The organism is Anaerolineae bacterium, assembly GCA_013178165.1.
Lineage (GTDB): Bacteria > Chloroflexota > Anaerolineae > Aggregatilineales > Ch27 > Ch27.
In genome coordinates, this window is the sequence record JABLXG010000049.1 from 1 (window position 1) to 12,003 (window position 12,003).

Sequence of the window (12,003 nt, forward strand, 5' to 3'; positions counted from 1 at the left end):
GGTTGAAGGTTGCCCATCTACGCACCAAATCGCATGTGTATTTTCTCTCAAAATGACACGCGACTTCATTCTGTTGCAGGAACATGAAAACCATTCCACGAATTTCAACCGAAAAGGATACAGTACCGCTGCTCATGTCTGCCTGCCTTCGTCGTCCGGCGCTAATCAGGTATCATACGGGGAGTGTAGCACAGCGGACCGGGTAAGCGGGGGGGGCGATGGCTTTTGCAGACATCCTGAAGGGTTACGTGCTGCCGATCGCGGCGATTTTCGCCGCCGCCTGGGTGGTGCACCGCCTGGCCAGTCGTTTCGTGGCTGCCTTCAGCGTGGTCGCCCGGCTGGCCCCGCAGCGGCTGCGAATGCGCGAGGAGCGCCGCCGTACCCTGCAGGACTTGCTCAGTAGCATGATCAGCTTCCTGGCCTTTATGGTGGCCATCCTGCTCAGCCTGAGCTTCTTTGTCGACGCCAACACGCTGATCTGGATGGTCGGCCTGTTCAGCGCGGCCTTTGGGCTGGGCGCACGACCGCTGATCAGCGACTGGTTGACCGGCATCGGCTTCATCTTCGAGGATACGTTCGATGTCGGCGAAAAGGTGGAAATCCTCGGTATTGAGGGGGTGATCGAGGCCATCAACCTGCGGACGACGCTGCTGCGCGCTCCAACTGGCGAGCTGTATGTAATGCCCAACGGTGAGATTCGCGTCATTCGCAACTTCAGCCGGGGCGCGTTTTCCACTGCCAAGATTCGCCTGAAGGTCGCCACCGCCGACCTGCAAATCGCTATCAACCTGCTGGAGGCGCTGGGACAGGATGCTGTCCTCCGCCTGCCCGATATGCTGGAGCCGTGGCAGGTACTGACCTCCGGCGAATTCGGCCAGCAGGTAGAACTGACGCTGGTGGTCAAGGCTCGCTTTGGCCGGGCGGCGGATCTGCGTTCCCAGATTCTGACGATGGTTCACCAGCGTCTGGCGGAAGCCGAGATCGTGCTGCTGAACTGAGGAACGTTGGCGGGATCCGGACGTGCGCTATAATGGCAACAAGCCAGTCCTGCGCGTGTTCCTGGCCGGAGATGGGGGCTGCCATGCCGAGCGATATTCATCCCAGCGCCATTGCCTCGCTGATTGTGGGCGATCACGGCGCGCCGTTTGATCTGCTCGGCCCGCACCCCGTCCGCGATCGCCAGGCGCTGGTCAGCATCCGCGCCTTCCGGCCCTGGGCGCGTACCCTGACCGTCGTCAACGAACGAACGGGCACGCGCTACCCCATGCAGCGCCTGCATGACGCCGGGTTTTTTGAGGCTCGCGTACGCGGGCGGTGGCCCGGCCTGCGCTACCATTTCGAGGGAGAGACCTACGCCGGACTGTCGGAGACCTTCGCCGACCCCTATGCCTTTGGCCCCCTGCTGACTGAATATGACCTGTACCTCTTCAGCGAAGGACACAACTCCCAGGCCTACCGCAAGCTGGGCGCGCACCTCCGGGAGGTGGACGGCGTGCGCGGGGTCAATTTTGCCGTCTGGGCGCCCAACGCCTACCGCGTCAGCGTGATCGGCGACTTCAACGGTTGGGACGCCCGTGTTCACCCCATGCGAGAGCATATTCCCGCCGGGGTCTGGGAATTGTTCATCCCCGGCGTGGAGCCAGGCGCCCGTTACAAATTCGATATCCGTTCCCGCGTGGAAGGCTACCACACGGAAAAGACCGATCCTTACGGCTTTCTGGCGGAGATGCGCCCGCGCACGGCTTCGATCGTGATCGATCTGGATGCCTATGCCTGGGGCGACCGCGCCTGGATGCACGCCCGCGCCGAACGCGACCCGTTGGCCGGGCCGATGGCGATCTACGAAGTGCATGCTGGCTCCTGGCGGCGCAAGAACGGCTATGAGTGGCTGACCTACCGTGAACTGGCTGACGCGCTGATTCCCTATGTTAGCGACATGGGCTACACCCATATCGAGCTGATGCCGGTGGCCGAGCATCCGCTGGATCGCTCCTGGGGCTACCAGGTCACCGGCTATTACGCCCCGACCAGCCGTTACGGGACGCCACATGACTTCATGTACTTTGTCGACCGCTGCCACCAGCACGGCATCGGCGTGATCCTGGACTGGGTACCGGCGCACTTTCCCAAGGATGGCCACGCCCTGAGCTATTTCGATGGTACGCATCTTTACGAGCATGCCGACGTCCGCAAAGGCGAGCACCCCGACTGGGGCACATACATCTTCAACTATGGGCGTAATGAGGTACGCAGCTTCCTGCTCTCCAACGCCATCTTCTGGCTGAAGGAATACCACATCGATGGCCTGCGGGTGGACGCGGTGTCGTCCATGCTTTACCTGGATTTTGGCCGCCGGGCCGGGGAGTGGATTCCCAACAGTTACGGCGGTAATGAGAACCTGGAGGCCATCCGCTTCCTGCAGGAGTTGAACACCGTCGTGCATGGCGAGGCCCCCGGCACGGTCACAATCGCCGAGGAATCGACCGCCTGGCCGATGGTCTCCCGCCCGACCTATCTGGGCGGGCTGGGCTTCACCCTCAAATGGAACATGGGCTGGATGCACGACACGCTGGACTACATCCGGCTTGACCCGATCTACCGCCGCTTCCACCACCATAACCTGACCTTCTCACTGATGTACGCCTTCAGCGAGAATTTCGTGCTGTCGCTCTCGCACGATGAGGTGGTACACGGCAAGGGATCGCTGATCAACAAGGCCTTCGGCGACTGGTGGCAAAAGTTTGCCACGCTGCGCCTGCTGCTGGGCTACCAGTACACCCACCCCGGTAAGAAGCTGACCTTCATGGGTCAGGAATTCGGCCAGTGGTCGGAGTGGAGCGAGGCGCGCAGCCTGGACTGGCACCTGCTGGACGAGTGGCCGATGCACCGCAAGATGCAGGCCTGGGCGCGTGACCTCAACCATCTCTACCGCCGCGAACCGGCGCTTTATGAGCAGGACTTTACCCCCGAAGGCTTCGAGTGGATCGAGGCCAACGACGCCGAGCAGAGCGTCTATTCGTACATTCGCTTTGCCAGGGATCGGCGGGATTACCTGGTGGTCGTTCTCAACTTTACGCCTGTGCCGCGCTACGGCTACCGGATCGGCGTGCCGGAGGCAGGCTACTACCGCGAGGTGCTCAACAGCGACGCCGAGAGCTATGGCGGCAGCAATGTGGGCAACCTGGGTGGCCGACTGGCGGAGCCGATTGCCTGGCACCGCTACCCGCACAGCCTGAGCCTGACCCTCCCGCCGCTGGGGATCGTGATCCTCAAGCGGCAGAAGGCCGGCGAATACCTGCTGGCGGGCCAGGACTGACCCCATGAAGCTCGCCCTGGTTCATGACTGGCTCAACCAGGTCGGCGGTGCGGAGGATGTGCTGGCCGACCTGACCGTGCTCTACCCCGACGCTCCGATCTACACCAGCATCTACGCCCCGGCACGGATGCCTGCCGCCCTGCGCGACCGGGACATCCGCACCCTGTGGCTGAATCGCCTGCCAGGCATCCACGATCACCACCAGCCCTACCTGCCGCTTTACCCGCTGGGCTGGAGCGGGCTGGATCTTTCTGGCTATGATGTGATCCTCAGCAATAAAAGTGGTTTCTGTCATGGCGTGCAGCATGGGCCAAAGACGTTGCACATCTGCTACTGCCTGACTCCCACGCGCTACGTCTGGCAGTTCGAAAGCTATGTCCAGCGGGAAGCCCTCAGCCCGGCGCAGGTGGCTCTGCTGCGCCCGCTGATCGCCCTGCTGCGCCGCTGGGATCGTGCCGCCGCCAACCGCGTCGATCACTTTATCGCCATTAGCACGGAGATTCAGGAGCGCATCCGGCGCTTCTACGGGCGCGAGTCAATGATCATCTACCCGCCAGTGGAAACCGCCCGCTTCCAGCCTGTCCCGCCGGAGGAAGTCGGGGACTACTTCCTGGTCGTTTCCCGTCACATCCCCTATAAGCGGCTGGACCTGGCCGTGCAGGCCTGCACGGCGCTGGGTCTGCCGCTCAAGGTCGGCGGGCGCGGGCGCGATACGGAGCGTCTGCGGGCGCTGGCCGGGCCAACGGTTGAGTTTCTGGGCTACGTCCCGGAGGATGAACTGCCCGGTCTGATGGCCCGCTGCCGGGCCTTCCTGTTTCCGGGGCTGGAAGACTTCGGCATCGCGCCGCTACAGGCCAACGCCGCCGGACGGCCAGTGATCGCCTATGCGGGCGGCGGCGCGCTGGAGACCGTGATCCCTGGCGTGACCGGCGAGCATTTCCCGGAGCAAACGGTGGAAAGTCTGGCGGCGGTTCTGCAAGCCTTCGATCCGGCCCGCTACGATCCGGCAACGCTGCGCGCCCACGCCCTCCGGTTTGACACAGGCGTGTTCCGGCGGCAGATCGCCGCCTATGTCGAGGAAGCCTGGGCGGATTTCCAGCAGGGCCAGCGGCGGCGCTGATTGGCGCCTCTCTACCGGCGCTGCCTCAATCCGTGGGCCAGCTTTCGCTCTCGCCGGGCATATAGTCGCGCAGGATCGAACCGCCGATGAATTCCCGCAGCAGTGAGTCGTAGGGGATAAAGCGCACCAGATCCTCCGGCATCGGTCGCACCCAGCTCAGGAAGGAAAGCAGCCGCTTGGCCTCGGTGTAGTTGCGCGAATGGCGGCTGACCTGGCGCAACAGCGGCTCCGCCAGCGGGCGCAACACTGCCAGCTCGTAGACCAGGGATGTATTGAACATCACATCGGCGTTTTCCTGGTAGGGGAAGATGTATTGTTTCTCCCCGCGCCGGACGCTCGGCCAGCGCTCCAGGGTATCCATAACGGTGTAGCCGCGGTACGTGGCATCGCGCACGATCCGCCGCAACATGCGCACGTCGGTTGTCGGGATGCGGTTATGCCGGTCGATGTTCAACTGGGTCAGGGCGGAGACGTAGATCCGGTACGTCAGATCGGTCGGGATGTCCGGTAGCAGTGCCGGGTTCAGGCCGTGAATGCCTTCCACAATCAGGATGTGCTCCGGTGAAAGCTGGACGGTTTTCCCCGGCTGTGATTTGCCGGTCAGGAAGTCAAAGTGGGGGATGGTCACGGCCTTGCCGTGCATCAGGCCCAGCAACTGCTCGTTGAGCAGGGGGCGGTTGAGCGCTTCCAGCGCCTCGAAGTTGTACTGACCCTGCTCGTCGCGGGGGGTTTTGTCCCGGTCGACGAAGTAGTGATCCATCGCCAGCGGGTAGGGCTTGAGACCCTGAGCCAGCAATTGCACGGCCAAACGCTTGGAGAAAGTGGTCTTGCCGGAAGAAGACGGCCCGGCGATCAGCACCAGGCGCACCCCCTCCTGATGGCGGGCGGCAATGCGGGCGGCGATCTCCGTGATGTGCTGGTCGTGCAACGCTTCGGCCACCAGCACCAGCTCCCGCCCGCGCCCATTGTTGACGGCGTCGTTGAGCGCGCCGATATCTTCCACGCCGAGCAGCTCCAGCCAGTGCTGCTGGCGCTCAAACACGTCGGCGATCTTGTCGCTCGGCTCATAGGGGCGGATGACTTCCGGGCTTTCCTGGCGGGGATACATGATCAGGAAGCCATCCGGCGGGTAGGGCCGCAGCTTGAACGTCCTGAGGTAGCCAGTGGAAGGCACCATGTAGCCGAAGAAATAATCGGCAATCCCGCGCAGGGTGTACAGCACCAGGTAATCTTTCTCGCGGATGGTCAGCAGGCGCAGTTTGTCATCATCGCCGCGCATCTTAAACAGGGCGATGGCGTCCTCCAGGGGCACCTGACGACGGCGGATCGGGTCATCAGCAGCGACGATAGCCTGCATATGCTGCTCAAGTTGCGCCAGTTCGGTCTCGCTCAGGCGCGGACGACCACGCAGGCGGCAATAGTAGGCGCCGGTCGGCAGCGAGTGGTCGACCACCACCTGCGCCTCCGGGAACAGTTCCGCCGCTGCTACCACCAGCAGGAAGACCAGCGAACGGCGGTAGATGCGACCGCCATCGCTGCTGCGCAGCGTCACCGCTTCAACTGTCAGGTCGTGCTCGACCGGGATGGTTAGTTCACGCAACTCGTTTTCAACCAGGGCCGCGATCGGACGGTCGCCGCCTTTCATGGCGTGCCAAGCGCGGAAGTATTCCTCCAGCGGTGTGCCGATCGGAGCGCTGAGGATTGTCCCGTCAGTGAAGGTGACCAGCGCCTCCTTGCGCGGCTCAGCCGGAGTCACGAGTACGGGATGGTTGGTGGTCATGGTGGTACTGCATACCTCACGATCATCGAGCCTGAAGCGTTACAACTGACTCAGGGATAGCCTGAGGATACCCGCCAGGTCCCGGGGCCACCCCCCTAAAGATTGGCGATTTTCCGCCCCGGCGGCCTGCCTGAGGATCGCTGATGCCGCCGGTGAAAAGGAAGGGCACGGCCTCCCGCGCCCCTCTCCGCCTCTATCATACCGCGCCTGGCCCGCCGCGCTAATCCTCTGCCAGCAGTACCGCGCCACTCCGCGCTGAAAGGGTCAGTCGGACGTGCCCCCCGGTGGCCTGAACGTCTGCTGGCGCGCCATAGGCCACCGTAAAGGCCCGCTCAAAGGGCAGGTCAAAGGCGGCGGGCGCTGTGCCTGTGTTGAAGATGACCAGCGCCGCATCGCTGCCCAGATCGCGGCGGTAGGCCAGCCGGTCGCCTTCCGCCAGCACGGTCGTGTACGTCCCGCGCCGCAGGACGGGATGCGCCCGGCGCAGCGCGATTGTTTCCCGGGTGACCTGCCATAGCTCGCCTTGCAGGGCTTCCAGTCGGTCCCAGGGGATGGTATTGCGGCAGGCAGGCTCGTACCCGCCGGTCAGCCCCAGCTCATCGCCGTAGTAGACGCATGGCGCGCCGGGCAGGGTCATCTGGCACAGGGTGGCCAGCTTGAACGCGCTGGCATCCTCGCCAACCATGGTCAGGAAGCGCGGCGTATCATGGCTGCCCAGCAGGTTCAGCTGAGCCTGTACGATCTCCCAGTCGTATAGGCTGATCGTCTCCTCGATCTGGCGGGCAAAGGCCTTCGCATCCAGCGCCTTGACCTCGTACGGCCCGTGATGCAGCCCGCTGAGCGTCCGCCGCCCGAAGTAACCGATGGCCGGGCGGGTGAATAAATAGTTCATCACCGCGTCGAACTGGTCGCCGGCCAGCCAGCGCTGGGCCGGGAACCAGATCTCGCCAACGATGTAAGCATCTGGATTGGCGGCCTTGACCCGCCGCCGGAATTCCCGCCAGAACTCGTCATCGTCGATCTCCTCCGGCACGTCCAGCCGCCAGCCATCCGCGCCGAAGTGAATCCAGTGTTCGGCCACACCCCAGATGAACTCGCGCACGGCGGGCGTCTTTGTATTGAACTTGGGCAGCGCCGGCAAATCCCACCAGGCCGCGTAGTTGGGCTTGCGGACGCCGTAGGCCTTGACCGGGAAATCGTGGAAAGTAAACCAGTCCAGGTAGGGGGAATGCTCCCCGCATTCGAGGGTCATATTGAACTGGAAGAAGCCGCGGCTGGCGTGGTTGAACACACCGTCGATCACGATGCGCATGCCGCGGGCATGGGCGGCATCCAGCAGAGCGCGGAACGCCGCATCGCCGCCCAGCAGCGGATCGACATGGCGGTAATCATGGGTGTGATACCGGTGGTTGGAGGCCGATTGAAAGATCGGGTTGAAGTAAATGGCGGTGACGCCCAGCGTCTCCAGGTAATCCAGGCGCTCCATCACCCCCAGCAGATCGCCGCCTTTGAAGCCATGAACCGTCGGCGGGCTGTCCCAGCTTTCCAGGTTGGCGGGCTTGGGAACCGCCGCGCTACGGGCAAAGCGATCGGGGAAGATCTGGTAGAACACGGCATCTTTCACCCAGTCGGGCGTTTGCACGGTCATCTAAACTGCTCTCCTGTCGGATGAAGACGGATAACAAGGAGGATACACGGGCGGCGCGGCTATTTCTCGTCGGGCGGGGAATCCTCCTCGATGTACTGCGGCGGCTGGAAGTTCTCGCGCGGCCCTTCCGGCGGGATCATCTGCATCCGTGCCGGTCGCCCCAGGTCGATCAACTCGCGATCGGTGATCTCACGGCCATTGTAGCGGCGGTAGAGGGCAGGGTTCTCGTCGCCGTCGACCGTGTAACGCCAGCGCGCCCGCCCGACCTGCCGCAGCACCGAGCCGCAGTAGTCGCAGTGGACGGTGCGCCGTACCCGCGGGATGCCCAGCAGGCGCCGTCCGCGGTTGACCACCGTCAATGCGCCGCGCTGGCAGACAGGGCAGGTTTCGATCACAAAGCCGCCCGCGTAACGGGCCGCGCCGATCGCGCCCAGGGCATAGAGGATCGCGTAGATGATCACCAGCAGGGCCAGCCCGCCGCCGATCAGGACATCACGCGGCAGGGCAGCCAAGCGGGCCAGCAGCCCGCCATCCGCCGCTGTGCCCTCGCCTGCTGCCGGAAGGCTGGCGGTGGCAGGCGGCGTTGGCGAGGAAGTCGGGCCGGGGGGCGGCGTCGCCGAAGGGGGCACAGGCGTCGCTGCTGGCGATGGGGTGCGGGTGGGCGTCTCGTTTGCCGGACGCGGTGTTGGCATCGGTGTGAAGGTCGGCGGGATGGCCAGCGCTACCGTCGTGGCTGAGGGCTGTTCCGCTGGCGCGGGCGTCTGCGTCGCCTCAGGCGTAGCGGTCGCTGCCAGCGCGGATGGTGCCGCTGTTGGCGGGACAGGCGTATCTGTCGGCCTGGGCGTAGCCGTCGCCGTGGGTGTCTCGGTCGCCGATGGGGTCAGCGTTGCCGTCGCGCTCGGCGTGTCTGTGGCCGAGGGCGTGGGGGTTGGCGTGGCGGAAGGCGTTACGGTGGCGGTGTCGGTCGGCGTGTGGGAAGGCGTCGCCGTCGGCGTGGGTGTGCTGGTCGCCGACGACGTTACGCTTGCCGTAACCGTATCGGTCGGCGTCAGCGTCGGCGTAGGTGTACCCGTCACCGATGGGGTGGCCGTTGCCGTTGCCGTGGGCGTGAGCGTGGCCGTTGCCGTGGCGGTCGCGGTATCAGACGGCGTGGCTGTTGCTGACGGGGTCAGTGTCGCTGACGGCGTCAGCGTTGCCGTTGCTGTGTCGGTTGGCGTCAGGGTGCCGGTAGGGGTGTTTGACGGGGTCAGGGTTGCCGATGGTGTCGCCGTCGCTGATGGGGTCAGCGTCGCTGATAGGGTCAGCGTCGCTGATGGAGTCGCTGTTGCCGAAGGGGTCAGGGTCAGAGTCGGCGACGGCGTGCCGGTCGTGGTGCTGGTCGGCGTGAAGGTCAGCGACGGGGTGAGGTTAAACGGATTGCTGGTATCCACCACCGGCAGCGCGTCCAGATCGTCCTGCCAGCGGACGAGATCGACCCGCACCCAGGCGAATCCATCGCCGTGCCGGACCATGATCCAGGTGGTATCCGTGTTCCTGGCGACCGGCTCAACCACATCCCCGGCGTGGAGGGCGCCCATGACCTGATAGGTGCGGCCCGGCCCGGCCCGCAGGTACGCGCCCTGCGGCCCGACATTGGCCCAGTTGCCCTGTGGCGTGGCGGTGGGGAAGAACGGCGTGGCCGTATAGCGGGGTGGGCTGACCGACGGCGTCAGGGCGTCGGGGCTGAGCACGGGCAGGGTGCTCAGGTCGGTAGCCCAGGTGACCAGATCGGCGCGGATCCAGCCAAAGCCCGCGCCATAGAGCAACATCACCCAGCTCTGGTCGGCGTTGCGTCCGACCGGGATCACCCGCTGGCCGCGGATCACCCGCCCGACAGCCAGGTATTCACGCCCCGGCCCGCCGCGCAGGTAGGCGTCATCGGCCAGCACATAGTCGCCGACCGGCGTCCAGGTAGCCGTAGGTCCCTCCTGGGCCGCCAGAGGCCGGAGATCAAGGATCGTGCCGCCCATGATCAGCACGAGGGAGATAACGAGAAGCAGGGACAGCCGCGCCCGGTAGGCCACGTTCGCTCGCTTTTCCGCCCGGCAGGTGTGCCCGCGCTGCGTTGTATGGTATCATGAGACGCTTTCCGCTCCAAGTTGCACAAGGGGGGGACAGGTAGCAGGGAATGGCGAAACAGAAGGGTGTCCGTAGCCCTCCAGCGGTGCTCACACCATCCGGCCACGTGACCCTTGCTGCGCCGTGCTATAATTGCCAGCCGCGTGATCCTGTCCTTTCCGGTGGAGTTTGCCTGTGCCTGAACGCCTGGCTGATAACGGTATCACAGCTGGCCCGTTCCTGAAGTGGGCTGGCGGCAAGAGCCAGCTGCTGGCTCAGTACGCGCCGTTCTTCCCGGCGGAACGCCCGGCACGGTACTTCGAGCCGTTCGTGGGCAGTGGGGCCGTCTTCTTTTATCTGCGCGGGCGGGACTTCGCCGGGAATTACACGCTGTGGGATATCAACCCGGAGCTGATCAACGTCTACCAGGCGGTGCGTGATGAGGTGGAGGTGGTGATCACCCTGCTGGCGGACCATCGCGACGCTCATGCCGCAGGTGGCCGCGGCCACTATTACGCCGTCCGCGCCATGGATCGCCATCCCGGCTGGCCGGAATCGCTGCCTCCGGCGGCGCGCGCGGCGCGGATGATCTACCTCAACAAGACCTGCTACAACGGGCTATGGCGCGTCAACAGCCGGGGGCATTTCAATGTGCCGCCGGGCCGCTACCGTAGACCGCCGATCCTGGATACCGGGCGGCTGCGGGCGGCGGCCGCGGCGTTGCAGGGAGTTGACCTGGCCGTCCACGACTTCCGCGCTGTGCTCGACGAGGCCCGGCCCGGTGACTTTGTCTACTTCGATCCGCCCTACGTGCCGCTCAGCCAGACGGCCAGCTTCACCAGCTATGCCAGGGAGGACTTCGGCGAATCCGACCAGCGGGCGCTGGCTGATGTCTTCCGCGCGCTGGATCGCCACGGCGTGCGAGTCATGCTTAGCAACGCGGATGCCCCGCTGGTGCACGAACTGTACCGGGGCTTCCGGATTGAGATCGTGCAGGCGCGGCGGGCGATCAACTCTCGCGCCGCCCGCCGTGGCCCGATCAGCGAGGTAGTCATCCTGAACGCCTGATGACGCCTGCCCGGCCTGCAACCTGCCGCGCCCGCCCTGCGTATACATGGACAGAATGTGCAGGTGACAACTATGGGGGAGGTCAATGGTATGAGTCAGGCACAAAGCGGATCAGGGCGGACAGCAGCGGCAGTCGTCATCATCGGTGTGGGGGTGTTCCTGCTGCTGGCCCAGTTTGGCCTCTTTTCTTTTAGCCTGATCGGCCTGCTGTGGCCGTTCTTCATCATCGCCCCAGGGCTGGCTTTTCTGTACCCGGCCTGGAAAGGCGGTCCAGATGCCGCACCACTGGCGATTCCCGGCGCAATCATCACCGGCACCGGCGCGCTCTTGTTGCTGCAGAGCGTGACCGGCCGCTGGGAGAGCTGGGCCTACGTCTGGACGTTGTACCCGGTCTTTCTGGGGTTGGGGTTCATATTGATGGGCCGCCGCACCGGCAACCGCAAGACGCTGGCCTCCGGGCGTGGGCTGGTGCGCTGGGGGATGATTGCTTTCATCATTTTTGCTGCGTTCTTTGAGCTGTTCATCTTTACCGGGGCCAGGTTTGGCCGCTATGTGCTGCCCGCTGCGCTGATCCTGATCGGCCTTTGGCTGCTGCTCCGCCGCGATCGGGCCAGCCGCCGCCAAGAAGCGGAAGACGACTTCTTGACCACACCCCCATCAGGCAAGCCCAAACGCACGGTAACCCCACCCATCAGCGACGAACTGCGCCGCCGCATCGACCTGGCCTTGGCCGAGGAGGAGGAGCCAGAGCCACGTGAGCCAACCGAAGGCTGAGCCTTTGCCCTCGGTGGTCTTCCGGGAGCCGCTCCCTGCTGGAGGATGCGGGGAGCGGCTCTTTTGCCCGCCCCCGCAGTATTCTCAATAGAAATGCGACTCCGTGATAAAGTTGTTGTGGTTGCGAGACAAACAACCCAATCACAGGAGCCGCACGATGGACACTATAACACAGATTCAAGTGGCATGGGAATTGAAGA

Annotated in this window: 8 protein-coding genes; 5 read left to right on the forward strand and 3 right to left on the reverse strand. The window is 64.5% G+C overall.

Annotated elements, in window-relative coordinates:
* Window positions 1–218 precede the first annotated feature (218 nt).
* The 3 genes from HPY64_17745 (at window position 219) to HPY64_17755 (ending at window position 4,436) form a co-directional block, all read left to right on the forward strand.
* Entirely contained in the window at window positions 219–998 is a 780-nt protein-coding gene (locus tag HPY64_17745) for a mechanosensitive ion channel (GenBank protein NPV68971.1), read from the forward strand.
* Between the two features lie 83 nt (window positions 999–1,081).
* Window positions 1,082–3,316 carry a 1,4-alpha-glucan branching protein GlgB gene (gene glgB / locus HPY64_17750; GenBank protein ID NPV68972.1) on the forward strand — a complete coding sequence of 745 codons (2,235 nt, stop codon included), beginning with the start codon at window positions 1,082–1,084 and terminating at the stop codon, window positions 3,314–3,316.
* Window positions 3,317–3,320: 4 nt separating this feature from the next.
* Window positions 3,321–4,436: a glycosyltransferase gene (locus tag HPY64_17755; protein NPV68973.1), complete on the forward strand. Its 1,116-nt coding sequence runs from the start codon at window positions 3,321–3,323 to the stop codon at window positions 4,434–4,436.
* Window positions 4,437–4,461: 25 nt separating this feature from the next.
* On the opposite strand, the gene HPY64_17760 is transcribed toward HPY64_17755, so the two are convergent.
* The 3 genes from HPY64_17760 to HPY64_17770 form a co-directional block, all read right to left on the reverse strand.
* The gene (locus HPY64_17760) at window positions 4,462–6,216 is read right to left on the reverse strand and encodes a nucleoside kinase (GenBank protein ID NPV68974.1); all 1,755 of its coding nucleotides are present in this window, start codon (window positions 6,214–6,216) and stop codon (window positions 4,462–4,464) included.
* Window positions 6,217–6,436: 220 nt separating this feature from the next.
* Window positions 6,437–7,864 (reverse strand): DUF3459 domain-containing protein, encoded by a 1,428-nt coding sequence (locus HPY64_17765; protein ID NPV68975.1) that lies wholly within the window; start codon window positions 7,862–7,864, stop codon window positions 6,437–6,439.
* Window positions 7,865–7,923: 59 nt separating this feature from the next.
* Window positions 7,924–9,927, reverse strand: a complete 2,004-nt coding sequence (locus HPY64_17770) for a hypothetical protein (protein NPV68976.1) — start codon at window positions 9,925–9,927, stop codon at window positions 7,924–7,926.
* Window positions 9,928–10,168: 241 nt separating this feature from the next.
* Here HPY64_17770 and HPY64_17775 point away from each other — a divergent pair, with 241 nt between their 5' ends.
* Window positions 10,169–11,029: a DNA adenine methylase gene (locus HPY64_17775; GenBank protein NPV68977.1), complete on the forward strand. Its 861-nt coding sequence runs from the start codon at window positions 10,169–10,171 to the stop codon at window positions 11,027–11,029.
* 90 nt (window positions 11,030–11,119) lie between these two features.
* Window positions 11,120–11,803, forward strand: coding sequence for a hypothetical protein (locus tag HPY64_17780; protein ID NPV68978.1), 684 nt, complete (start codon window positions 11,120–11,122; stop codon window positions 11,801–11,803).
* Window positions 11,804–12,003: the final 200 nt, after the last annotated feature.

Excerpts from the sequence above, each read along its gene's own strand:
- HPY64_17765 (NPV68975.1), bottom strand. The coding sequence starts at position 7,864 with ATGACCGTGCAAACGCCCGACTGGGTGAAAGATGCCGTGTTCTACCAG.
- glgB (NPV68972.1), top strand. The coding sequence starts at position 1,082 with ATGCCGAGCGATATTCATCCCAGCGCCATTGCCTCGCTGATTGTGGGC.
- HPY64_17745 (NPV68971.1), top strand. The coding sequence starts at position 219 with ATGGCTTTTGCAGACATCCTGAAGGGTTACGTGCTGCCGATCGCGGCG.
- HPY64_17780 (NPV68978.1), top strand. The coding sequence starts at position 11,120 with ATGAGTCAGGCACAAAGCGGATCAGGGCGGACAGCAGCGGCAGTCGTC.
- HPY64_17760 (NPV68974.1), bottom strand. The coding sequence starts at position 6,216 with ATGACCACCAACCATCCCGTACTCGTGACTCCGGCTGAGCCGCGCAAG.
- HPY64_17755 (NPV68973.1), top strand. The coding sequence starts at position 3,321 with ATGAAGCTCGCCCTGGTTCATGACTGGCTCAACCAGGTCGGCGGTGCG.